Consider the following 23,557-nt stretch of genomic DNA (forward strand, 5'->3'; position numbering starts at 1 on the left):
CGTAACCCTGGCAAGCCATTGCCGTCCCGGAGTTTCCGCGCATGTCCGCAACCCTGAAACGCACCCCGCTGGCCGACGAACACATCGCCTCCGGCGCCCGAATGGTCGATTTCGGCGGCTGGGACATGCCCTTGGCCTACGGCTCGCAGCTTGAGGAACACCACGCGGTGCGCCAGGATGCGGGCATGTTCGACGTGTCGCACATGCTGAATGTCGACGTCTCCGGCCCGGACGCCTACGCCTTCCTGCAACGCCTGGTCGCCAACGACGTCGCCAAGCTGACCGTGCCGGGCAAGGCGCTGTATTCGTGCATGCTGAACCCGCAGGGCGGCGTCATCGACGACCTGATCATCTATTTCTTTGCCGCTGACGAATGGCGCGTGGTCGTCAACGCCGGCACCGCCGACAAAGACGTGGCCTGGATGCAGCGCGTGAAGCAGGCCGGCAATTTCGATGTCACCATCACCCCGCGCCGCGATCTGGCCATGGTGGCCGTGCAGGGCCCGAACGCCCGCGCCAAGGTCTGGGCCGCCCGCCCGGCCTGGCAAGCCGCCTCCGAAGCGTTGACGCCGTTTGTCGCCGCCCGCGTGGGCGACGACACGCTGGTCGCCCGCACCGGCTACACCGGCGAAGACGGCTTTGAAATTGTCCTGCCCGCCTCTGACGTCGTGCAACTGTGGCGCGACCTTGCCGCCCAGGGCGTGCGCCCGGCGGGCCTGGGCGCGCGTGACACGCTGCGCCTGGAAGCCGGCATGAACCTGTATGGCCAGGACATGGACGAGCTGACCCAGCCCGACCAGGCCGGCCTGACCTGGACCGTGTCGCTCAAGAACGCCGAGCGCCGCTTCATCGGCCGCGAGGCGCTGGAACAATTCGCCACCCACGCCGCCTTTGTCGGCCTGAAGCTGCAAGAGCGCGGCGTGATGCGCGCCCACATGGCCGTGCGCTGCGCGCAAGGCACGGGCGAACTCACTAGCGGCACCATGTCGCCCACGCTGGGCGTGTCGATCGGCTTTGCCCGCCTGCCGCAAGGCGTGCGTCCGGGCGACACGGTCGAAGTCGACATCCGCGGCAAATGGGTGCCCGCCCTGGTCTGCAAGCTGCCCTTCGTGCGTAACGGCAAAGCCGTCGAACACTCGTAAACTCGAAGCTTCGCGCGAACGGCCTTGCCAGTTGATGCACACGCCGCTCGCACGAGGCGCGCAACACCATTCATCTACCCGCATTCCCTAGAGGATTTCCCATGAGCCTGCCCACCGATCGCAAGTACACCCAGTCCCACGAATGGGTCAAAGCTGAAGGCGACGTGTTCGTCGTCGGCATCACCGATACCGCCCAGGACCAATTGGGCGACCTGGTTTTTGTTGGCGACGTCAAGGTTGGCGCCAAGTTGAACGCAGGCGAAACCGCCGGCGTGGTCGAGTCGGTCAAGGCCGCCTCGGACATCTACGCACCCGTCAACGGTGAAATCGTTGCCTTCAACGACGAGCTGGAAAACAACCCCAGCCTGATCAACGAATCGGCCTTCACCACCTGGATCTTCAAGATCAAGCCGGTCAACGCCGCCGATGCCGACAAGCTGCTGGACGCCGCCGGCTACGAAGCCGTCGCCAACGGCTAAGAAGCCGGTTCGAGCCGGGCGCGCCGACCTCGTGGCGCGCCGGCCTGATGCACCACCACCCGAGAGTCCCCATGTCGCGCGCCCTAGACACCCATACCGACTTCATTCCCCGCCACATCGGCCCGTCCGACGCCGACCAGGCCGCCATGCTCCAAGTAATTGGCAGCCCCAGCCTGGACGCCCTGATCGACGAAGTCGTTCCCGCCAAGATCCGCAGCCAGGCCCCCCTGGCGCTGCCGCCGTCGCGCAGCGAAACCGACGTGCTGGCTGAACTGAAGCAGATCGCGGGCCGCAACAAGGTCTATCGCAACTACATCGGCCAGGGCTACTACGGCACGCAGACGCCCAACGTCGTGCTGCGCAACATTCTTGAGAACCCCGCCTGGTACACGGCCTACACGCCTTACCAGCCCGAGATCTCGCAAGGCCGCCTTGAAGCCCTGCTGAACTACCAGACCATGGTCGCCGACCTGACCGGGCTGGACATCTCCAACGCCTCGCTGCTGGACGAAAGCACGGCCGCCGCCGAAGCCATGACGCTGGCCCGCCGTGGCGCCAAGTCCCAAAGCCCGGTGTTCTTCATTTCGCGCCACGTGCATCCGCAGACCATCGAAGTCGTGCGCACGCGCGCCGAAGGCCTGGGGTTGGAAATCACCGTGGGCGACGAAGCCCAGGGCCTGCCGGAATGCTTCGGCGTGCTGCTGCAATACCCGCACAGCACCGGCTCGGTGTCCGACTACCGCAAGCTGGCAGAAGCCGCCCACGCGCAAGGCGCCGTGGTCGCCTGCGCCACCGACCTGTTGGCGCTGGCCCTGTTGGCCGCCCCGGGCGAGTGGGGCGCGGACATCGCCATCGGATCGGCGCAACGCTTTGGCGTGCCGTTCGGTTTTGGCGGCCCGCACGCCGGCTTCATGGCCTGCAAGGATTCGTTCAAGCGCAACATGGCCGGCCGCCTGGTTGGCGTGTCGAAAGACGCCCAAGGCAACCCGGCAATGCGCCTGGCGCTGCAAACGCGCGAACAGCACATCCGCCGCGAGAAGGCCACGTCCAACATCTGCACCGCGCAGGTGCTGCTGGCCGTGATGGCCGGCATGTATGCGGTGTGGCATGGCCCCGAAGGCATCCGCCGCATCGCGCAGCGCGTGCAGCGCAGCACCACCATCTTGCGCGGTGAACTCATCAAGCTGGGCGTGAAGGTGGTCAACGACACGTTCTTCGACACGCTGCTGCTGGAAACGGGCGCCGCCACCCCGGCCATCCTGACGGCCGCCGAGTGCGAGCACGTCAACCTGCGCCGCGTCGATGGCGCGCGCCTGGCCGTGTCGCTGGACGAAACCGTCACCGTCGCCGACCTGCAAGCGCTGGTCAACGTGTTTGCCGCCGGCCTGGAACGCGATGATGTCGAACTGGACATCGATGCACTGGACGCGGCCGCCGCCGGCGGCATTCCCGCATCGGTCGCGCGCGAAAGCGCCATCCTGAAGCACCCCGTCTTCTCCAGCGTGCAATCCGAAACCGACATGCTGCGCTACCTGCGCAAGCTGGCCGACAAGGACCTGGCGCTGGACCGCACGATGATCCCGCTGGGTTCGTGCACCATGAAGCTGAACGCCACGGCCGAGATGATCCCCATCACCTGGCCCGAATTCGCGCTGATCCACCCGTTTGCGCCCGCCTCGCAAAGCCAGGGCTACAACGAACTGATCGACCGCCTGTCCGCCGCCCTGTGCGAAATTACCGGCTACGACAACATCAGCCTGCAACCCAACTCGGGCGCGCAAGGCGAATACGCCGGCCTGCTGGCCATTCGTGGCTACCACCAGGCCAACGGCCAGCATCAGCGCAATGTCTGCCTGATCCCGGCCTCGGCCCACGGCACCAACCCCGCGTCGGCCCAACTGGCCGGCATGGACGTGGTGGTGGTGGCGTCTGATTCCAACGGCAACGTCGATCTTTCCGACCTGCGCGCCAAGATCGAACAAGTGGGCGACAAGCTCGCCGCGCTGATGATCACCTACCCGTCCACGCACGGCGTGTTCGAGGAAGCCGTCACTGAAATCTGCGAACTGGTCCACCAGGCCGGCGGGCAGGTCTACCTGGACGGCGCCAACATGAACGCGATGGTGGGCGTGGCCCAGCCGGGCAAGTTCGGGTCCGACGTGTCGCACCTGAACCTGCACAAGACGTTCTGCATTCCGCACGGCGGTGGCGGCCCCGGCGTGGGCCCCGTGGCGGTGCGCGCGCATCTGGCGCCGTACCTGCCGGGCGTGGTGAACGAACAGGGCAAGCTGCCCGGCGAAGCCAAGGTCGGCCCGGTGTCGGCCGCGCCTTTCGGTTCGGCCGGCATTTTGCCAATTCCGTTCGTGTATATCGCGCTGATGGGTGCCGACGGCCTGCGCCGCGCCACCGAAGTGGCCATCCTGAACGCCAACTACATCGCCACCCGCCTGCGCGACCACTACCCGGTGCTGTACGCGGGCCGCAATGGCCGCGTGGCGCACGAGTGCATCCTGGATGTGCGCCCGTTGAAGGAAACCAGCGGCATCAGCGCCGAGGACATCGCCAAGCGCCTGATGGACTACGGCTTCCACGCGCCCACCATGAGCTTCCCGGTGGCGGGCACGCTGATGGTCGAGCCCACGGAATCCGAAGGCGTGGCCGAGCTTGACCGCTTCATCGACGCGATGATCTCCATCCGCGAAGAAATCGCCCAGGTCGAGCGCGGCGAACGCGACCGCGAGGACAACGTCCTGAAGAACGCGCCGCACACCGCGCAGATGCTGTTGGCCGAAGAATGGCTGCACGACTACCCGCGCCAGCAGGCCGCCTACCCGGTGGCGTCGCTGCGCGAGGCCAAGTACTGGCCGCCGGTGGCCCGTGTGGACAACGCCTACGGCGACCGCAACCTGGTCTGCGCGTGCTTGCCGATCGAAGCCTACGCGTAGTGCATTACGCGTAACGACGTCACGCCGGGCCCTGGCGCCCGGCAATAAAAAAAGCCTCCATCTTGCGATGGAGGCTTTTTGTTGGGCGCTTGCCCGTATCGATATCGGCCGTGCGTCTTACTTGGCCGGCGCCGCCTGGGCCGCCGCGTTGAAGTCTTCGGCGATGCTGATGAACGTGTTCAACAGGATTTGCAGGTTGTCCTTGCCGATCCCGCCTTCCGCGTTCATGTCCATTTGCAGCACGGCCTGGTTCTTGTTGTCCAGGTAGGCGCGGGTCCAGCGGTATTCCTGGTTCCAGCTGTTGAGCGTCTTCAGCGACATCGGCTTCTTGGTCTTGTACGTGGCCGTCATGACCAGGTCCAGGCACTTTTCAGTGAAGTCGTTGCACAGGAATTCCAGGCGCAGATCGCTGGCGCCGGTCGTGCCCGGGTCCAGGATCAGCACGGGGCCTTCGTCGCCATCCTGCTTGTTGGCGGTGATGCCCATGTCGTCCAGCAGGGCACTGACGGTGTCCAGGCTGAAGTCCTGCATCACGCCGACGGCGGGCGTTGCCCCGTCGGCCGGCTCTTGCTCGTTCATGCCGGGCATGGACTCTTCTTCGTCGTCGTCCATGGAATTCATGCCGGCGGCGCCAAGCAGGCCGCTGAACAATTCGTCGGCGGGAATTTCCTTGCCGTTCAAGTTGCCCATGCCGTCCGCGAACGTGAACTTGCCAACGATGTTGTCGCCGTCGTTCTTGCCCACGTTGAACATTTCAGCCATGCCCGACATCTGGCGCACGGTCTGGTCGGCGTCCTCGGCGGCCTTCTCCGGGGTCAGCCCTTCTTTCTTGACGGCGTATTGTGCGACCAGGTCCTGCACCATCGGCTTGGAAATGATCAGCGTGGCGTCGATGCGCTTGATGGCCTTGGCGGCAATTTCCTGCGGCGTCAGGTTCTTGACGTCGGGCGGGTTGGCCAGGTCCAGCGTGAAGTTCAGCTTGCTTTCGCCCTTGGCGGTTTTCCAGCTGATCGGGTCGATGCTGAACGACGGGTTGCCCGCCAACAACTTGCCGGCGCTGTCCAGCATCGTCTGGAACTGCTCGTCCTTCAGGCCTTCGTCTTCGGTTTGCGCCATGTATTGGCGCAACAGCTGGTTGTACGTGTCCGACAGTTGCTTGACGGCCTGGCCGTCCAGCTTGGCCAGCTTGATCACGGCCTGGCCATTGCCCAGCGCCACGTCGTTGACGGTGATGTCGCCGGTTTGATAGGCGGCCTGCACGTTGATGGACTTGTCGTCTTCGGACAGCTTCACGCCGTAGCCGAAGTTATCCAGCGACAGTTTGACGTCGTCACCCTTGCGCGTCACGTCGACGCGCTTGATCTTCAGGTCCGAATCGCCCATCGACACGCCGAACTTGCCCATGCGGCTGTTCACGTCCATCGTCAGGCCGGCGATGGACATGATGACGGGGTCGTTGCTCTTGGAGCCGTCGATGGCCAGCTTGTCCATCACGCCATGCGCGACGACGGCTTGCAGCGTACGGTCGAAGCTGCCGGTGATGACCATGCCGCTGAAGTCGATGGCGTTGCCTTGCAGCGCCGTCGAGACCGGCGCGATCTTCGCCGTGGAGGTGGTCGTGCCGCTGTAGCTCACCATGGCGTCGCTGATCAGCGGCGACACATCCTTGGTCAGTGCGAACACTTCCTTCAGGTTGTCGGTCTTGGCGATTTCCGCGTGCACGAACGCCAGCTTGGGCGCAAGCGCGCCTTGCGACAGGGCGGTCTTGGGGAAGGGGCCGTGCTCGATGACGGCATCGAATTCGATCATGCCGGCAGGCATGGCGTCCGGGCTCTTGTCGTTCTTGACCAGCGACAGGCCATAGCGCGCCTGCGTCGAGAACAGGCTGCGGTCGTACTTGAGCTGGTCGATGCGCAGGCCGAACAGCGGCGTCAGCTTGGCCAGTTTTTCGTTGGCTTCTGCCAGATGGCGTTGCGAGCTTTCCTCAATGCGTTTGCCGGTGTACCACGTGGCGCCAACCCAGCTTCCCGCTCCCACTATGACCACACCGAGGGTGATCGCTACGCTCTTTTTCATCGTCTGCTTTTTTCGTTGATTATCGAGTCATATCCGGCAGACAGCGCTTTGCGCCGTCGCGGCTGGTCTTCCAGACGCGGCTGCCGGCATACACGTATTCATCGGCCTGTAAGGGCCCGCGCCGGAGTATACCGACGCGGTGCGACGCCCGACCGTGCGCGCAGTTACTGAAGATTTCAAAATGAAAGGCCGGCGAACCACGCCGGCCTTTTTGTCGACAATTTTGCTGAATGTGGGGTTACAGCGGGTCCAGCGGGTATATCGGCCGGCGCACGTGCTTGAACTCTAGCTGGCTGTAGTCCGACGTGGTGACGCCCACGCCGGTGCATTCGATGACCTCGGTGGCCATTGCCGAGAAGCCCGCGCGCCAGTGCACCCGGCTTTTCAGCACCACATAGCGTTTTTGCAACGGGTCAACGCCAACGGACGACAGGCAATTGATGTCGAAGGGTTCCTGGTGGCGCGATACCACCACGATTTCGACTCGGCCGGTATCGATCACCACCGTCAGCCCGGTGTCGTTGCGCACGCCCCGGTACATCGGGCCGCGGCTCAGGTACACGCCGTCGAACACCAGCTTGACGCGGCCCGTGACTTCCAGCGGTTCGCTGGGTTCCTTGATGGCCGGCATGGCCAGCTTGCCGCCCAGCTTGATCGTGATGGTCTTGCCCACGCCCGCGGCGGCCGCCTGTTCAGCGGCCTGGGGGTCGCAGATGGCGTAGAACACCACGTTGTCCAATTCCTGGCGCAGCACTTCGGCCAGCACGGCGGTGGTATCCATGGTGCCGCCCGAGCCCGTGTTGTCGTAGTGGTCCAGCAGCACGACAGGGCCTTGTTCGATCTGCTTGGCGCGCGCGATGGTAGGGGCCAGGGGCTCCGGGTGAAACACCCAATCGGCGCGACCGGCCCAGGCGCGTTCCAGCAGTTCGTCGCGGTGCTTCTCGGCCTGTTGCAGATTACCGTCCGTACAGACGACGGCGCTCAGGCCCGCTTCGCGGATGTCGGCATGCGGAAACCCCACAAAGACCGACGCCGCCAGCACGCCGCCCGCTTCCAGTTCCTTGCAGCGTTCCTGCAAGGGCCCGTTGGGCGCCGCATGGGTACCCTGGCACATGATGTGCGGCAGCATGGGCTTGTTGGCCCAGGTCATGACGGGTTTGATCTCGCCCTTGAGCGTGCGCGCGATGACGTTGGCGGCACGCACCCCGGCCGCGCGGATATCCACGTGCGGATACGTATGAAAGCCGCTGATGACGGTGGCGTTGCGCACGATGTCGTCGTAGATATTGGCGTGCATGTCCAGCGTGACGGCCACCGGCGTCGTCGGGTCGATTTCCCGCAGGCGCCGCAGCAGGTCGCCCTCGGCGTCTTCCACGCCTTCGGCCACCATGGCGCCGTGCAGGTCCAGCAAGATGGCGTCAAAGCCCCCCAGCTTGACCTGGTCCAGCACCAGCTTGCACAGGCGTTCGTGGGTCTCGGCGCTGGTGGGGCCGCTGGGCCAGGACTCGGCCGCTACGGGCACGACCATCTCCGCGCCCTCGCGGCGCGCCACTTCGATATAGCCGCCCAGCCCGCTGTCGGTGTTTTCGTAGGCCTTGATGGCTAGATCGCCGGCCAGGATGTCGGGGCTGCCTCGGAAAAAGCGTTCAAGCGGGGTCGGCACGGGCGAATAGGTATTCGTCTCGTGCTTGATCATTGCCAATAGCCAACGCATGGGAATTCCTGTGGTTGCTGTGGAAAGTCAGTTCGTCTTGGGCGGCTGCGGCCACGGGTGCTGCGCGGGCCGCATCTGTTCCCACGCGCGCGCCACGCGCAACACGCCCAGGTCGTCAAAGCGCGCGCCGGCGATTTGCAGGCCGATGGGCAGGCCGGCGCGCGTATAGCCGCAGTTGACCGACGCGGCGGGCTGTTCGCTCATGTTGAAGGGCAGCGTGAAGCCGATGTGGTGCATGGTCGTGGCCACTTCATTGGTGGGCGACGGCCACTCGGCGTTGTAGGCCACCACGGGCGCCACGGGCGACAGCACGTAGTCGAACGGCGCGCAGGCGGCCACGGTCTTGGCGCGCACGTTCAGTGTTTCGTAGTAGCTCTTGAAGACGGCTTCGCCGCTTTGGCCGCCGCCGCTTTCTGCCCACGTGCGAATGAACGGCAGGATCTTGGCGCGGCGCGCCTCGGGCAGCGCGGCCAGGTCGATGGCCGAACGCGTGCGCCAGAAGCGGTCCACGCCATCCAGCATGTCGGGCGTCATCCAGGGCAGCATCGGCGTGACGATGGCGCCGGCGGCTTCGAAGGCCTGCGCGGCCGCTTGCACGGCATCGCGCACTTCCGGGTCCAGCGGCAGGCCGCAGCCCGCATCCATCAGCAGGCCGATGCGCAGGCCCTTGACGTCTTGCGCCAGGTTCAGCCAGTCGAAGTCCTGGAAAGGCAAGCTCATGTGGTCGCGCGCGTCGGGCTGCGACAGCACGCCCATCATCAGCGCGGTATCGGTAATGGTGCGCGTCATGGGGCCGGCGCAGCGTCCCATGAAGGGCGGGTCGATGGGAATGCGGCCCAGGCTGGGCTTTAGCGTGGCGATGCCGCACCACGCGGCCGGCAGGCGCACCGAGCCACCGATGTCGGTGCCGATATGCAGCGGGCCATATCCGGCCGCCGCCGCCGCGCCCGCGCCGGCGCTGGAGCCGCCCGGGTTCTTGCTCAGGTCCCAGGGGTTGCGCGTCAGTTCGTGAAAGCTGGACAGGCCAGAGGACAGCATGCCGAAGTCCGGCATGGTGGTCTTGCCCAGCAGCACGGCGCCCGCTTCCCGCATGCGGGCGGCGGGCGGCGCGTCGGCGGCGGCCGGGGTCAGGTCGGTGGCGGCGGTGCCCAGCGGCACGGGGGTGCCGCGCGTGGCGATGTTTTCCTTAATGGTGGCGGGCACGCCGTCCAGGCTGTAGCCGCCCGCCGATTGCGGCTGGCCCTTCATCCAGCGGGCTTCCGAGGCCCGCGCCATTGCCAGCGCGCCCTCGGGGTCCAGCGCGTAGGTGGCCTTCAGGTGCGGTTCCCAGCGCTGGATGTGGTCAAGCACCGAGCGCGTGACCTCAACGGGCGACAAAGTCTTGTCGCGATACGCTTGCAGCAGTTCCTGGGCGGACAATTCGTGCGGTTGTGACATCTGGGTTCCTGTGTTGCAAAGGAAGGCAATTCGGGTGTTCAGGGCATCAGCACATCAGCACATCATGATGCGGCCGCGGCCGCTTGCGCCAAGGTGGCGGCGACGGGCTGGAAGTTGCGAAAGTCCCAGTCGCGTCCCGGAGCCGCGTCGATCAGCGCGCGCGTGTATTCGTGGCGCGGCTCGGTCAGCACGGTCTCTGCCGAACCGGTCTCGACCACCTTGCCGCGCTGCATGACCATGATGGTGTCGCAGATCTGCGCGGCCACGCGCAGGTCGTGCGTGATGAACAGCACGCCCACGCCGGTGCGCTGGCGCACTTGCTCCAGCAGTTCAAGCACCTGCGCCTGCACCGATACGTCCAGCGCCGATACGGCTTCGTCGGCCACCAGGATCTCCGGGTCCATGACCAGCGCACGCGCGATGCAGATGCGCTGGCGCTGTCCGCCTGAAAACTGATGCGGGTAGCGTTGCATGGCGTCCGGGCTCAGGCCCACCACGGTCAGCGTTTCGCCCGCGCGTTTCAGGGCCTGATCGCGCGGCATGCCAAAGTTAAGCAAGCCTTCGATGATGGATTCGCCCACGGTGCGGCGCGGGTTCAGCGACCGGTACGGGTCCTGGAACACGATCTGGATGCGGCGGCGCACCGGCCGCAGCGCCGAGCCCGACAACGTGCTCAAGTCTTCACCGCCCATCATCATGTGCCCGGCGGTGGGCTCGATCAGGCGCACGATGCAGCGCGCCACGGTGGACTTGCCCGAGCCGGATTCGCCCACGATGCCCAGGATTTCGCCTTTGCGCAGCGTCAGATTGACGTCGGTGGCGGCCACCACGTGCTGCGCGGCGCGCCGCGAGAACATCGAGCTTTTGCCCGCATAGGTGCGGCCCAGGCCCTTGACGTGCAGCACGGGCTGGCCGTCCGGCGCGTCGCGGCGGTTGGGCACCAGGCTGGGCACGGACGACACCAGGCGTCGCGTGTACGACTGCTTGGGTTCGGCCAGGATTTCGTTGCGGGTACCGCTTTCGATCAGGTCGCCCCGGTTCATCACCACGATGCGATCCGAAATCTCGGCCACCACGCCGAAGTCATGCGTGATGAACAGCACGGCCGTCTTGTGCTTGACCTGCAATTCCTTGATCAACGCCAGGATCTGCTTTTGCGTGGTGACGTCCAGCGCGGTCGTGGGTTCGTCGGCGATCAGCAGCTTGGGCTCCAGGATCAGCGCCATCGCAATCACGATGCGCTGGCGCTGGCCGCCCGACAGCTGATGCGGATACGCCTCGAAGATGCGTTCCACATCGGGCAGGTGCACCGACTGGAACATGTCCAGCACCTTGGCGCGGCGTTCGGCGGCGCTCATGCCCTTGCGATGCAGGCGCAGCACTTCGTCAACCTGCTTGCCGACGGTATGCACGGGGTTTAGCGCGGTCATGGGTTCCTGGAACACCATGGCCATGCGGGTCGCGCGCATCTCGCGCAGGCGGCGCTGCGACGCGGTGGCGACGTCTTCACCTTCCACGCGGATGGAACCGGCGCTGATGGACAGGATGCCTTGCGGCAACAGGCCCATCACGGCCAGCGACGTGACCGATTTGCCGGAGCCGGATTCACCGACCACGCACACCGTTTCACCGGCATGCACGTCCAGGCTCAGATTGCGCACGACGCGGTTGCCGGCGCCGGCCACTTCCACGGACAGGTTGCGGATCGCCAGGATGGCGGACGAGGTGTCGCCAGCGGGGGGAGTAGGAGAGTAGGTCATCGGCATCAGATCCTGCGCACCATTTTCGGGTCCAGCGCATCGCGCAGGGCGTCACCCAGGATGTTCACGCTAAGCACGGTCAGCGACAGAAGCAGGCCAGGGAAGAGAATCAGGCCGGGCAGCATGCGGAAATACATGCGGCCTTCGGACATGATGTTGCCCCACGACGCGATCTCGGGCGGGATGCCCGCGCCCAGGAAGCTGAGGATGGCCTCGGTCAGCATCGCCGACGCGAACACGTAGGTGCCTTGCACCGTCAGCGGCGCGATGGTGCTGGGCACCATGTGGCGCCACAGCAGCAGTGGCAGCGGCGTGCCCAACGCCAGCGCGGCTTCCACATAGGGTTCGCCGCGCACCGTCAGGATCTGCCCGCGCACCAGCCGCACCACACGGGGAATTTCCGGGATGGTGATGGCAACAAGCACGGTCGTGATGCTGGCGCCGGTAACGGACACCAGGGCAATTGCCAGCAGGATGCCGGGAATGGCCATGATGGCGTCCATCGTGCGCATGATCAGCCCGTCCAGCGAACGGAACCAACCGGCAATGACGCCGATGACCAGCCCGATGGCCACGCTGACGACGGCGGCGCCCAAGCCCGCGATCAAGGAGATGCGCGCGCCGTAGGCCACGCGCGACCAGACGTCGCGGCCAAAGGCGTCGGTGCCGAACAGGTAGTCGGTAAAGGGCTGCTTCAGGCGCGCGCCCGGGTTGATGTAGGTGGGGTCCACCGTGCCCAGCAGCGGCGCAAACACGGCGATGGCGACGATGGTGACCAGCACCACCAGCGCCAGCATGACCGGCCAGCTTTTCAGGCCCTGGCGCACTTGCCGCCAGGCGGTGACTTGAGGGTTGCCGCCTCCGGGGAGGTCGGCGGCCGCTTGCGCGGCGGCATCGGTTGGCGTGTGCATGGCTCTTCCCTAGTAGCGGATGCGCGGGTCGAACACCGTGTAGGCGCAATCGACGATCAGGTTGATGAACACGTAGACGAACGCGAAGAACAGCGTCAGCCCCTGGATGACGGGATAATCGCGCGCCAGCACGGCTTCCACCACCAAACGGCCCAGGCCGGGGATGTTGAACACCGATTCGGTCACGACCACGCCGCTGATCAACAGCGCGATGCCCAGGCCCACCACGGTGGCGATGGGCACCGCCGCGTTGCGCAGCGCGTGGCCCAGCAGCACGCCGGTTTCACCCAGGCCCTTGGAGCGCGCCGTGCGGATGAAGTCCTCGCCCATGACCTCGATGACGCTGGTGCGCGTGATGCGCGCAATCAACGCCACATAGACCGTGGACAAGGCCAGCGACGGCAGGATGAGCCGGTGCAGATATAGCCAGAAGCCCTTTTCCAGCGGCGCATAGCCCTGCACGTTGAACCAGCCCAGCTTGATGGCGAACAGCCAGATCAGCAGATACCCCGTGACGAACACCGGCACCGAAAAGCCCAGCACCGAAAAGCCCATCACGGCCCGATCCAGCAGTTTGCCTTGCCGCCATGCCGCCAGGATGCCCAGCGGAATGGCGACGAGCAGCGTGAAGACCAGGGTCAGCACCGCCAGGCTCAAGGACGGTTCGAGGCGTTGCGCGATCAGTTTGGTGACCGGCACGCCGGACATGAGCGAGGTGCCCAGATCGCCTTGCAGGAGCTTGCCGCCCCAGATGAAGAACTGTTTGATGACCGGTTGGTCCAGGCCCATCGTCTGCCGTATCTGGACGATACGTTCAGGCGTGGCGCCGTCGCCCGCCATGATGATGGCCGGATCGCCCGGGCTGAAACGCAATATCGCGAAGACCACCACCGCGACCATCACCAGAACGGGGATGGTCGCGAGGAGCCGGCGTGAGACAAATGCCAGCATGTATTTCCCCCTGAACTGCTTGCTCTTTTAAGGAGCTTTCTTGACGTTCCAGAACGCAAAGACCGGTGCATGCACCAGGCCCGAGAGCTTGGTCGAGTAGACGGTGGGCACGGACATCTGGCCCAGCGGCACGTACAGGCCTTCGTCGATGCCGATGCGCTGCAATTCGTCGGCGATCTTCTTTTGCTCGGCCGGATCGGACGTCAGCGCGAACTTGGTGCGCAGTTCTTCCACTTGCGGCATGTCGGGCCAGCCGAACCAGGCGTTGTCCCCGTTGGCGGCGGCGGGCGCGGAACGCACGGGGTCCATCACGTCGGTGGCGTACCAGTTGGTGTTGTGGATGTTCCAGCCGCCTTCAGCCGGCGCGGCCTTGGAGGCGCGGCGGGTGGCCACGCTTTGCCAGTCCATGGCGGCCAGGTTGACGTTGAAGCCGGCCTTGCGCAGCGCCTGCGCCATCACCACCGGTTGCGCGGACAGGGTGCCCACGTCGGTGGCGTGCATGACCAGGATGGGGGTGTTGTCGTAGCCCGCTTCCTTCAGCAAGGCCTTGGCCTTTTCGATGTTCGACGGCACCACGACTTCCTTGCCGATGTCGCTTTCCATCGGCGTGCCGCAGCCCCACAGCGACGCGCACGTCTTCCAGTACTTGGGATTGCCCACCAGCGCCTTCATCACGTCTTCCTGGCCGATGGCGTACATCGCGGCCTGGCGGATCTTCTTGTTGTTGAAGGGCGGGTACTTGAAATTGAAGCGGTACATCGTGAAGTAGCCGACCGGGCTCAGGGACTCTTCCTTCAAGTCCTTGTTGCCTTCGATCATCGGCAACAGGTCATACGGGAACTGTTCGACGAAGTCGATTTCGCCGCCCAGCAGCGCGTTGGCGGTGGTCAGCGCATCGGGCATGACGTCCCATTCGACCTTGTCCACGTTCACGACCTTGCCGCCGGCCAGGCCGCTGGCCGGTTCCTTGCGCGGCACGTAGTCGGCGTTCTTGGCATACACCGTTTTCACGCCGGGCTTGAATTCGATGACCTTGAACGGGCCGGAGCCGGTCATGTCGGTGATGGGCTGGCCGATGGCCTGTTCGGCGATGCGCTTGGGCATCATGAACGGCGCGGTGCCCGTCGGCTTGGACAGCGCGCGCAGCGCCAGGTCCGTGGGTTCTTTCATGACGATGCGGAAATTCTTGTCGTCGATGACTTCGATCTTGTCGGTGAACTTGAGCAGCGTGCGGCCCATGCCGTCGCCGGCGGCCCAGCGCTTGATCGAGGCCACGCAGTCTTCGGACGTGACGGGCTTGCCGTCGTGCCACTTCTGGCCGTCGCGCAAGGTCATCGTGTAGGTCTTGCCGTCCGGCGAGACTTCCCATTTCTCAAGCATTTGCGGCTGGATCTTGTTGTCGGCGTCGGTGGCCAGCAAGGTGTCGTAGATCATGTAGCCGTGCCACGTCGTGATGTATGCGGTGGTGGCGTGCGGGTCGGTCAAGCGCAACGGCGAGTGCATGACGGACTTGATGACGGTTTCGGCGTAAGCGCCGTGAGCCATCATCAACGTTGCACCGGCCAACGCGGCCGCTCGAACAAACTTGAGCATGGAGATTCCCCTTGAAGCGGTGTGAGCGGCACGGTTGGCCGCTACGTCGTTAACGCGCCGCTCGATGGCGGCGTGGGAGGGTCAGGCGGTTGCGGGTCGGCCCGAAAACACCGGCCCGCAAGGCGCCATTCTGATGCCGGGACGCAACCGTGTCCATGGTTGTTTTGCCGCATCCATCAGCATGGAGCCAGGGGCGGCGCACACCAGGATCGTTTGCGCGATGGATGTGAAATCCGCGCGGAAATGCGCGGAACTCTTCACCACCAGAATTGCGGCGCGCGTGGGTTCGACGCCCGCGAACCGGAACATTTCCTGGTCCGCCATCTGCACCTTGTTAGAGGCGACGATGATGTGCACGCCACCAATACGCAGGCAGGCGCTGGGGCCCAGATCCATGTGGAATCCGCGGTAGAAAGCGCCGTGCGTATCGAAGCGTCCATCTGAAGTTTTCTCGACGATGAACTCCGTGTCCAGCGGTTCGTCGTCGGGAATACCCGAGTGTCCACCTAGTGCAATCCGTACCTTGTTTCCGACGCCCGCGCGGTGCGCGGCAAGCGCGGCGGCCGGGTCGACGATCAGGCCGATGGCGGTGTCGCGCGCGTCGTGGCGGATCAGCGCGCGCAGCACGCCGGTGGTGTCCGAGCTGCCGCCCGCGCCGGGGTTGTCTTGTGCGTCAGCGATCACGACCGGCTTGTCCGCACCGTGCGCGATTCGCATCGCTTCCTGCACGGCTTCGTCGGGCGTGTACAGCTTGCCGCCAAAGTCGCGTTCGGCATTCAACACGGCGCGCGCCATTTCGGCGGCGGCCGCGTCGGCCTCGGCCTGCGTGGTGCCGTAAGCCCATACGGTGGGCGCGCATTCGGGGAAGTCGGCAGCGGGAAATCCGGTGGCGAAAGACAGGCTGGTGGCGCCGCGCGCTTCGATCTCGCCCACCAGCGCATACAGGCTGCGCGACGGTTCGATGTCGGTCGATTGCCAGCACAGCGAAATCAGGTAGGGCAGGGCGCGCAACGACACATAGGGACGCGGCATGCCGGCCAGCCGCAGGGCTAGCAGCGCGGCGGCGCGTTGGCCGGTTTCCGCCATGTCGATGTGGGGATACGTGCGGTAGCAGACCAGCGCGTCGGCATGGCGCACCATGGCGCGCGTGACGTTGGCGTGCAGGTCCAGGCTGGCCACCACGGGCACGTCCGGGCCGACCAGCTCGCGCACGCGCTTGAGCAGTTCGCCTTCGCCGTCGTCCAGGTGTTCGGTGACCATGGCGCCGTGCAGGTCCAGGTATACGCCATCCAGCGGCAGTGCGTCGGACAGGCCTTGCAGGATCAGCGCGCTGATGCGTTCAAAAGCGTCTTTGGTGACGGGGCCGGACGGGCTGGCCGCGGCCCAGGTAGTGGGCACCAGCGTGTGCTGGTTCATGGCTTCGATGAAGCCCGCCACGGGAATGTTGGCGCCTGCCACGGCTTGGAACATTGCGGGGCCGCTGACCAGCTTGGGCCAGCCGCCGCCTTTCTCGGCAAAATCTTCCCACGTCGCGCGCGACGGCGCGAACGTATTGGTTTCGTGCTGAAAGCCGCCTATACCGATGCGCATCGGGCATCCCCTTGTGTCATGTGATGTTGCTGTGTCGTGGTACTGGCCGGGCGCGGCCGAAGCCGCGCCCTTGCAAAGCCGGGTAATGCGTCCTTCTGGAAAGCGGGTGATTGAAGTCGTGAAGCGGGCGGGTTTACTTCGCCACGGGCATGGTGAATTCGGCGCCCTTGGCGATGCTGTCCGGCCAGCGCTGCATCACGCTCTTGTAGCGCGAGTAGAAGCGGATGCCTTCTTCGCCGTAGGCGTGGTGGTCGCCAAACAGTGAACGCTTCCAGCCGCCGAACGAATGCCAGGCCATCGGCACGGGAATCGGCACGTTGATGCCGACCATGCCGACCTTGATCTGGCGTGCGAACGCGCGCGCCACGCCGCCGTCGGACGTGAAGCACGCCACGCCGTTGCCGAACTCGTGCGCGTTGATCAGCTCAACGGCGCTGGCAAAGTCGGGCACGCGCACGATGCACAGCACCGGGCCGAAGATCTCTTCGCGATAGATGTTCATGGTGGGCTTGACGTTGTCGAACAGCGTGCCGCCCAGGAAGTAGCCCTTTTCGTTGCCGGGCACTTTCAGGCCACGGCCGTCCACGACCAGATCGGCGCCGGCCGCGATGCCGTCTTCGATGTAGCCCATGACCTTGTTGCGGTGCTGCGCCGTGACCAGCGGGCCCATTTCGGCGTCGGCGTTCATGCCGTCCTTGACGATTAGCGCCTTGACGCGCGGGGTCAGGCGTTCAACGACCTTGTCGGCCACATCGCCCACCGCCACGGCAACCGAGATCGCCATGCAGCGCTCGCCGGCCGAACCATACGCGGCGCCCATCAAGGCGTCGGTTACCTGGTCCAGGTCGGCGTCGGGCATGACGACCAGATGGTTCTTGGCGCCGCCCAGCGCCTGCACGCGCTTGCCGCGCTTGGTGCCTTCGGCGTAGATGTATTCGGCGATGGGCGTAGACCCCACGAACGACAGCGCTTCAACGTCCGGGTGATTGATCAGCGCGTCCACGGCCAGCTTGTCGCCGTGCACCACGTTGAACACGCCGGGGGGCAGGCCGGCTTCGGTCAGCAGTTCGGCCAGGCGCAGGGACGCCGACGGATCACGTTCGGAAGGCTTGAGCACGAAGGTGTTGCCGCAGGCGATGGCCACGGGGAACATCCAGCACGGCACCATCATCGGGAAGTTGAACGGCGTGATGCCGGCCACCACGCCCAGTGCCTGACGCATGCTCCAGTTGTCGATGCCGCCGCCGATCTGGTCGGAATACTGGCCTTTGAGCAACTGCGGAATGCCGCAGGCGAATTCGACGATTTCGATGCCGCGCATGACTTCGCCCTTGGCATCCGAGAACACCTTGCCGTGTTCGCGGGTGATGAGCTCGGCCAGTTCGTCCTGGTGCTGATCCAGCAGCGCCTTGAAGTTGAACAGGATGCGGGCGCGCTTGAGCGCGGGCGTTTCGGACCAGGCCGGGAACGCGGCCTTGGCGGCCGCAACGGCCAGCGCCACGTCTTCGTTGGACGCCAGCGGAATGGACGAGCAGATTTCGCCGGTGGCGGGGTTGAAGCCGTCGGCGTAGCGGCTGCTGCGGCCATCGAAATGCTGGCCGTTGATGAAATGGGGGATCTTCTTCATGGTGCGGGGGCTTCTCTGCGGGATTCTTCAAAACTTCTTGCGGGCGGCACATGGCCGCCCGCAAGAGGTGTCATCAAGAGCGGCGCGGCCGCAAGGGCTGCGTCGTCATCGGGGTTAGGCGACTTCTTTCAGGATCTTTCCGATCTGGTCGAAGATCTGGCCGATCTGGGCTTCGTCGATGATCAGCGGGGGCGACACGGCGATGATATCGCCGGTATAGCGCACCATCAGCCCGCTGTCGAAGCACTTCTGGAAGACCTCGCCGGCGCGTGCGCCGGGTGCGCCGGCGCGCGGTGACAGTTCGATGCCGGCGACCAGGCCCAGGTTGCGCACGTCAATGACGTGCGGCGCGCCCTTCAAGCCATGCGCGGCTTCCTGGAAGGCGCCCGACAACTTGCGGGCGCGGCCGAACAGGTCTTCGCGGCGGTAGATGTCCAGCGTCGCCAAAATGGCGGCGGCGGCCAGCGGGTGCGCCGAATACGTATAGCCGTGGAAGAATTCGATGCCGCCCGCCGGACCGTTGACGATGGCGTCGTGCACGTCGCGCTTGACCGCGACCGCGCCCGCCGGCACGGCGGCGTTGCTGACGCCCTTGGCCATGGCAATGATGTCGGGCGTGACGCCGAAGAACTCGGATGCGGTGGCGGCGCCCAGGCGACCGTAGGCGGTGATGACTTCGTCAAAAATCAGCAGGATGCCGTGCTTGGAAGTAATTTCGCGCAGCTTTTCCAGGTAGCCCTTGGGCGGGATCAATACGCCGGTCGAGCCGGCCATGGGTTCGACGATCACGGCGGCGATCGTGGACGCATCATGCAGCGCCACGATGCGTTCCAGTTCGTCGGCCAGGTTGGCGCCCCAGGCGGGTTGGCCCTTGGAATAGGCGTTCTGTTCCAGGTTGTGGGTGTGCGGCAGATGGTCCACGGCGGGCAGCAGCGCGCCCGAGAACGTCTTGCGGTTGGTGGAAATGCCACCCACCGAAATGCCGCCGAAGCCGACCCCGTGGTAACCGCGTTCGCGACCGATCAGGCGGGTGCGCTGGCCTTCGCCGCGCGCGCGGTGGTAAGCCAGCGCGATTTTCAGGGACGTGTCGACCGATTCCGAACCCGAGTTGGTGAAGAAGACGCGGTCCAGGCCCTGCGGCATCAGGCTGGCCACGGCGGTGGCGGCCTCGAAAGCCAGCGGGTGGCCCAGTTGGAAGCCGGGGGCGTAGTCCATGACGCCGGCCTGGCGGGAAATGGCCTCGACGATTTCCTGGCGGCCGTGGCCGGCGTTCACGCACCACAGGCCGGCGGTGCCGTCCAGGATCTGGCGGCCATCGGCCGACGTGTAATACATGCCTTTGGCCGCTGCCAGCATGCGCGGATGAGCCTTGAACTGCTTGTTGGCAGTAAACGGCATCCAGAGATGGGACAGGTCGGGCAAATTGGCGGGGGCGTTCATGGCGGCTCCAGTAGAACGAAACGGCGGCGCCGCAACAGAAGGAAAAGCGCGGCCGCCGGGATTCAATGATTCTGGTCTGTCGCGCGGGGAATGAAAATATACGATCTGCGCAAAGCCCGCTAACTGTATAGTCACAAGTGGCTCAACTGTACAGTTATCCCCGTGATCGATTTTCAGCCCAACCGCGCTCGCGGACTGGCGCCCACCCTGGTGGAACAACTGGTGGCGGCCATCCTGCGCGCCATCGAGGAACACACCCTGCGTCCGGGTATGTCCCTACCGTCGGTGCGCGAGTTTGCACGCCAGTACGGCGTCAGCACCTTCACCGTTGCCAGCGCTTATAGCCGGCTGGTGTCGCTGGGCTGGCTGGCGGCGCGGCCGGGCGCGGGCTATCGGGTGGCGTCGCCGGACGCGCCCGCGCGCCGGGGCGAGCCCCTGTCCTGGGAACCGCCGCGCCTGAACGCCGGCTGGTTGCTGTCGGACATCTTTGCCGACCATTCCATCCCCATCAAATCCGGCTGCGGCTGGCTGCCCGGCGAATGGCTCAACGAAGAAGGCCTGCACGTTGCGCTGCGCCACATGGGCCGCGTGCCGGCGATGCGCATTGCCAATTACGGACACCCGTACGGCTACGCGCCGCTGCGCGAAACCATCGCGGCCAGCCTCAGCGCGCAAGGCATGGAGGTGGATGCCTCGCAGGTGCTGCTGACACAGGGCGTGACGCACGGGCTGGACATGGTGATCCGCACCTTGCTGCGGCCGGGCGACACCGTGGTCGTCGAGCAGCCGGCCTACGCCAACCTGTTGCAGTTGCTGCGCCTGGCGGGGCTGCGGGTGGTGTCGGTGCCGCGCACGGTTGATGGCCTGGACTGCGAGGCGCTGGAAGCGGTGGCGGCGCAGCACCGGCCGCGCGCGCTGTTCATCAACACCGTATTGCAGAACCCCTCGGGCGCCAGCATCGGCATGGCCAACGCCTTTCGCATCTTGCAAACGGCCGAGCGCCATGGGCTATGGGTGATCGAAGACGATATCTCGCGCGAACTCGCGCCCGGCGTCACGCCCATGCTGGCCGCGCTGGACGGCGGGCAGCGGGTGGTCTACCTGGGCGGCTATTCCAAAGTCATCAGCCCGTCGGTGCGGGTGGGCTACGTGGTGGCGCACCGCGATCTGGTGCGTGACATTGCGCGCACCAAGATGGCGGTGGGGCTGACCTCGCCCGAGATCATGGAGCGCATCGTGCACCAGGTGATCCGCGAAGGCCGCTACCGCGCGCACATCGCGCGCACTCGCGAACGGCTGGCCCAGGCGCACGTCGTGGTGGCCGAACAGATGCGGCAACACGGTTTTGAAATCCATGGGCGGCCCCAGGGCGGGCTGTTCCTGTGGGCCAAGGTGGCCGGCACGTGGCGCGAACGCGGCGCCAACGGGCTGGCGGAGCTGGCGCTGAAAGACGGCATCTGGCTGGCGCCGGGGTCTTACTTTGAAGTGGACGAAGCCGACACGCCCTGGGTGCGCTTTAACGTGGCGTATTCGGAAGCGCCGGCGTTGTGGCGCTTTATCAGGAACGCGGGCGCGGCGTGAAGCGAATGCGGGGATAGCCCCTACCGCTAGGCCTGACGCTGATACGTCACGAAGTCGTAGTCGTAGCCGTTTTCAGCGGGCTGCGGTTCGCGCGCCGTTTCCTTCCACTGGAACGAGGGCAGCAACGGAAAGAACGCGTCGCCTTCAACGTCGGCGTGCACGTCCGTGGCCAACACGCGTTGCGCCAGCGGCAGCGCCTGGGCGTAGATCTGTGCGCCGCCGATCACGAACGCTTCGTCTACATCGCCGCAGGCGTCGATGGCGGCTTGCAGGCTGGGAACGACGGTGGCGCCCGTTGCGGTGAAATCGGGGTTGCGGCTGATGACGATGTTGCCGCGGCCGGGCAGCGGGCGGCCCAGCGAATCCCAGGTCTTGCGGCCCATGATGATCGGGTGGCCCAGCGTGCTGCGCTTGAAATGCGCCAGATCGCCCGGCAGCTTCCAGGGCAGCGTGTTGTCGCGGCCGATGACGCGGTTGGTGGAGTAGGCGACGATCAGGGTCAGGCTGGCGGGCATTCGGGCTGGCTACGGTGGGTGCGCGGCCGGAAGTCGGCCCGCGGAACGACGTAAGCGTAGCAAATTCGGGCGCTTGCCTGAAGAAGGGCGCTTGGGGCAGCCCCGCTTTTTGCGGTTCGACCCCGGTGCCGCTCAGGTCGCCGCGTGTTCCAGAAATTCGGTGGCGGGCATCGGGCGGCCAAGCAGGAAGCCTTGCAGCGAATCGCAACCCAGCCCCGTCAGGAATTTCTGCTGCGCGGCGGTCTCCACGCCTTCGGCCACGATGCGCAGGTTCAACTGCTGGGCCAGGGCGACAATCGCCGACACGATGGCCGCGTCTTCGTTGTCGTTTTCCAGCTGGTTGACAAAGCCGCGGTCGATCTTCAATTCCGTAGCCGGCAGGCGCTTGAGGTACAGCAGGCTGGAATAACCGGTGCCGAAGTCGTCGATAGAGATGGTGACGCCCAGGCCCGACAGGCGCTTGAGCACGGCCAGGCTGGCTTCGGCGTCGCGCATGGCGGTCGATTCCGTCACTTCCAGCGTCAGGCAGGCGGGCGGCACGTCGTGCCGGGCCAGCGCCGAACGCACCGTTTCGACCAGGCTGGCGTGGGCGAACTGCAAGGCCGAGATATTGACCGCGATGGTCCAGTGCCCCTGGCCGGCGTTGATCCACTCGCGCATCTGGCGGCAGGCTTCGTTGATGACCCATTCGCCGATCGACAAGATCAGCCCGGTTTTCTCGGCCGTGGGAATGAACTGATCCGGGCCGACCAGGCCACGCGTCGGATGGTTCCAGCGCAGCAGTGCCTCGGCGCCCATGATGGGACCGGACGGCGCTTCGTACTTGGGCTGGTAGTGCAGCACGAACTGGTCGCGCTCCTGCGCCAGCCGCAGGTCGTGCAGCAGTTCGATCTGTTCGTGGGCGTCCGCGTTCATGGACGGCTCGAAGAAGCTGTAGCCGGTGCCGCCCAGACGCTTGGCGTGGTACATCGCGGCGTCGGCGTTGGTCAGCAGGGAATGCGTGTCTTCGCCGTCGTTGGGGTAGACGGCAATGCCCACGCTGGAAGTCACCAGCACTTCGTGGCCATAAACCATGACCGGCCGCGCGATGGCTTCGATCAGGCGGTCCGCCACACTGGCGGCATCGGTGGGCTCGATGACTTCGCTGAGCACGATGAATTCGTCGCCGCCCAGACGCGCCACGGTGTCCTGCGTCCGCAAGGCCTGGCGGATGCGCTGTGCCAGGTCGATCAGCAAGGCGTCGCCGGTGTGATGCCCATAGGCGTCATTGACCGCCTTGAACCCGTCCAGATCAAAGAACAGCACTGCGAAATAGCCCTTGCGGCGACCGGCGCTTTCAATGGCCTGCTCCATGCGGTCTTCCAGCAGGATGCGGTTGGGCAGCTTGGTCAGCGTGTCGTGCAAGGCCAGCTGCACGAGTTCTTCGTTGGCCTCGGCCAGCGACGAGGCCAGCGCCGACGTGCGGGCTTCAAGCCGGTTGTCCAGCACGGCCACCACCAGCGCAATCGCCAGCACGCTGAGCGTGACGGCGGTGACGGCGATGGCCAGCCAGCCCGCCGAGATGCCGCCGTCGGCCGCCATGCAGATGCTGCCGGCCGGGAAACCGGCGGCTTCCATGCCCGAGTAGTGCATCCCGACGATGGCGATGCCCATGACCACCGAGGCCAGCGGGCGCGAGAACGCCACGCGCGGGCCGTCGTGGCGCAGGCGATAGGTGATCCACAAGGCAGCGCCCGAGGCGGCCACGGCGATCACGATGGACAGCGCAAACCACTTCGCGTCGTAAACGATGCCGG

At 65.6% G+C, this 23,557-nt stretch carries 16 protein-coding genes; 4 read left to right on the forward strand and 12 right to left on the reverse strand.

Features of this window, described 5'->3' with window-relative positions; genetic code table 11:
* The first annotated feature begins 41 nt into the window (after nt 1-41).
* The 3 genes from gcvT to gcvP all read left to right on the forward strand — a co-directional run bounded on the left by gcvT (nt 42) and on the right by gcvP (nt 4,566).
* Entirely contained in the window at nt 42-1,142 is a 1,101-nt protein-coding gene (gene gcvT / locus V6F88_RS14125) for a glycine cleavage system aminomethyltransferase GcvT (RefSeq protein ID WP_332610202.1), read from the forward strand.
* Nucleotides 1,143-1,243: 101 nt separating this feature from the next.
* Complete coding sequence (gene gcvH / locus V6F88_RS14130; protein ID WP_046805102.1) at nt 1,244-1,621, forward strand: glycine cleavage system protein GcvH; 378 nt, start codon at nt 1,244-1,246, stop codon at nt 1,619-1,621.
* Between the two features lie 71 nt (nt 1,622-1,692).
* The gene (gene gcvP / locus V6F88_RS14135; protein ID WP_332610204.1) at nt 1,693-4,566 is read left to right on the forward strand and encodes an aminomethyl-transferring glycine dehydrogenase; all 2,874 of its coding nucleotides are present in this window, start codon (nt 1,693-1,695) and stop codon (nt 4,564-4,566) included.
* A gap of 117 nt (nt 4,567-4,683) precedes the next feature.
* On the opposite strand, the gene V6F88_RS14140 is transcribed toward gcvP, so the two are convergent.
* From V6F88_RS14140 to V6F88_RS14185, 10 genes are all read right to left on the reverse strand, one after another.
* The gene (locus V6F88_RS14140) at nt 4,684-6,642 is read right to left on the reverse strand and encodes a DUF945 family protein (RefSeq protein ID WP_332610206.1); all 1,959 of its coding nucleotides are present in this window, start codon (nt 6,640-6,642) and stop codon (nt 4,684-4,686) included.
* Between the two features lie 238 nt (nt 6,643-6,880).
* Nucleotides 6,881-8,356, reverse strand: a complete 1,476-nt coding sequence (locus V6F88_RS14145) for a M81 family metallopeptidase (RefSeq protein WP_332610207.1) — start codon at nt 8,354-8,356, stop codon at nt 6,881-6,883.
* Between the two features lie 27 nt (nt 8,357-8,383).
* On the reverse strand, nt 8,384-9,793 hold the full coding sequence (locus tag V6F88_RS14150; RefSeq protein WP_332610209.1) for an amidase: 1,410 nt from the start codon (nt 9,791-9,793) through the stop codon (nt 8,384-8,386).
* Nucleotides 9,794-9,855: 62 nt separating this feature from the next.
* On the reverse strand, nt 9,856-11,553 hold the full coding sequence (locus V6F88_RS14155) for an ABC transporter ATP-binding protein (RefSeq protein ID WP_332610210.1): 1,698 nt from the start codon (nt 11,551-11,553) through the stop codon (nt 9,856-9,858).
* 5 nt (nt 11,554-11,558) lie between these two features.
* Entirely contained in the window at nt 11,559-12,464 is a 906-nt protein-coding gene (locus V6F88_RS14160; RefSeq protein WP_332610211.1) for an ABC transporter permease, read from the reverse strand.
* Between the two features lie 9 nt (nt 12,465-12,473).
* Nucleotides 12,474-13,415: an ABC transporter permease gene (locus tag V6F88_RS14165; RefSeq protein WP_332610212.1), complete on the reverse strand. Its 942-nt coding sequence runs from the start codon at nt 13,413-13,415 to the stop codon at nt 12,474-12,476.
* 27 nt (nt 13,416-13,442) lie between these two features.
* Nucleotides 13,443-15,008 carry an ABC transporter substrate-binding protein gene (locus tag V6F88_RS14170; protein WP_120156992.1) on the reverse strand — a complete coding sequence of 522 codons (1,566 nt, stop codon included), beginning with the start codon at nt 15,006-15,008 and terminating at the stop codon, nt 13,443-13,445.
* An 81-nt stretch (nt 15,009-15,089) separates the two neighbouring features.
* Nucleotides 15,090-16,598, reverse strand: coding sequence for a M81 family metallopeptidase (locus V6F88_RS14175; RefSeq protein WP_332610213.1), 1,509 nt, complete (start codon nt 16,596-16,598; stop codon nt 15,090-15,092).
* Nucleotides 16,599-16,731: 133 nt separating this feature from the next.
* Nucleotides 16,732-18,225: a CoA-acylating methylmalonate-semialdehyde dehydrogenase gene (locus V6F88_RS14180; RefSeq protein ID WP_332610214.1), complete on the reverse strand. Its 1,494-nt coding sequence runs from the start codon at nt 18,223-18,225 to the stop codon at nt 16,732-16,734.
* A 114-nt stretch (nt 18,226-18,339) separates the two neighbouring features.
* Nucleotides 18,340-19,665 carry an aspartate aminotransferase family protein gene (locus V6F88_RS14185; protein ID WP_332610216.1) on the reverse strand — a complete coding sequence of 442 codons (1,326 nt, stop codon included), beginning with the start codon at nt 19,663-19,665 and terminating at the stop codon, nt 18,340-18,342.
* Between the two features lie 162 nt (nt 19,666-19,827).
* Between V6F88_RS14185 and V6F88_RS14190 the strand changes: the two genes are divergently transcribed.
* On the forward strand, nt 19,828-21,246 hold the full coding sequence (locus V6F88_RS14190; protein WP_332610218.1) for an aminotransferase-like domain-containing protein: 1,419 nt from the start codon (nt 19,828-19,830) through the stop codon (nt 21,244-21,246).
* Between the two features lie 26 nt (nt 21,247-21,272).
* Here the strand turns inward: V6F88_RS14190 and V6F88_RS14195 are convergent, their stop codons facing one another.
* Together V6F88_RS14195 and V6F88_RS14200 are read right to left on the reverse strand one after the other, a co-directional pair.
* Nucleotides 21,273-21,761, reverse strand: a complete 489-nt coding sequence (locus tag V6F88_RS14195; RefSeq protein WP_332610219.1) for a dihydrofolate reductase — start codon at nt 21,759-21,761, stop codon at nt 21,273-21,275.
* Nucleotides 21,762-21,893: 132 nt separating this feature from the next.
* The coding region (locus V6F88_RS14200; RefSeq protein ID WP_332610221.1) for a putative bifunctional diguanylate cyclase/phosphodiesterase at nt 21,894-23,557 on the reverse strand (1,664 nt) is incomplete at its 5' end.

The organism is Achromobacter sp. ESBL13, assembly GCF_036668755.1.
Lineage (GTDB): Bacteria > Pseudomonadota > Gammaproteobacteria > Burkholderiales > Burkholderiaceae_B > Achromobacter.

What these genes read in the sequence shown, in the direction of transcription:
- gcvT (WP_332610202.1), top strand. Translation starts at nt 42, where the DNA reads ATGTCCGCAACCCTGAAACGCACCCCGCTGGCCGACGAACACATCGCC.
- gcvH (WP_046805102.1), top strand. Translation starts at nt 1,244, where the DNA reads ATGAGCCTGCCCACCGATCGCAAGTACACCCAGTCCCACGAATGGGTC.
- gcvP (WP_332610204.1), top strand. Translation starts at nt 1,693, where the DNA reads ATGTCGCGCGCCCTAGACACCCATACCGACTTCATTCCCCGCCACATC.
- V6F88_RS14140 (WP_332610206.1), bottom strand. Translation starts at nt 6,642, where the DNA reads ATGAAAAAGAGCGTAGCGATCACCCTCGGTGTGGTCATAGTGGGAGCG.
- V6F88_RS14145 (WP_332610207.1), bottom strand. Translation starts at nt 8,356, where the DNA reads ATGCGTTGGCTATTGGCAATGATCAAGCACGAGACGAATACCTATTCG.
- V6F88_RS14150 (WP_332610209.1), bottom strand. Translation starts at nt 9,793, where the DNA reads ATGTCACAACCGCACGAATTGTCCGCCCAGGAACTGCTGCAAGCGTAT.
- V6F88_RS14155 (WP_332610210.1), bottom strand. Translation starts at nt 11,553, where the DNA reads ATGACCTACTCTCCTACTCCCCCCGCTGGCGACACCTCGTCCGCCATC.
- V6F88_RS14160 (WP_332610211.1), bottom strand. Translation starts at nt 12,464, where the DNA reads ATGCACACGCCAACCGATGCCGCCGCGCAAGCGGCCGCCGACCTCCCC.
- V6F88_RS14165 (WP_332610212.1), bottom strand. Translation starts at nt 13,415, where the DNA reads ATGCTGGCATTTGTCTCACGCCGGCTCCTCGCGACCATCCCCGTTCTG.
- V6F88_RS14170 (WP_120156992.1), bottom strand. Translation starts at nt 15,008, where the DNA reads ATGCTCAAGTTTGTTCGAGCGGCCGCGTTGGCCGGTGCAACGTTGATG.
- V6F88_RS14175 (WP_332610213.1), bottom strand. Translation starts at nt 16,598, where the DNA reads ATGCGCATCGGTATAGGCGGCTTTCAGCACGAAACCAATACGTTCGCG.
- V6F88_RS14180 (WP_332610214.1), bottom strand. Translation starts at nt 18,225, where the DNA reads ATGAAGAAGATCCCCCATTTCATCAACGGCCAGCATTTCGATGGCCGC.
- V6F88_RS14185 (WP_332610216.1), bottom strand. Translation starts at nt 19,665, where the DNA reads ATGAACGCCCCCGCCAATTTGCCCGACCTGTCCCATCTCTGGATGCCG.
- V6F88_RS14195 (WP_332610219.1), bottom strand. Translation starts at nt 21,761, where the DNA reads ATGCCCGCCAGCCTGACCCTGATCGTCGCCTACTCCACCAACCGCGTC.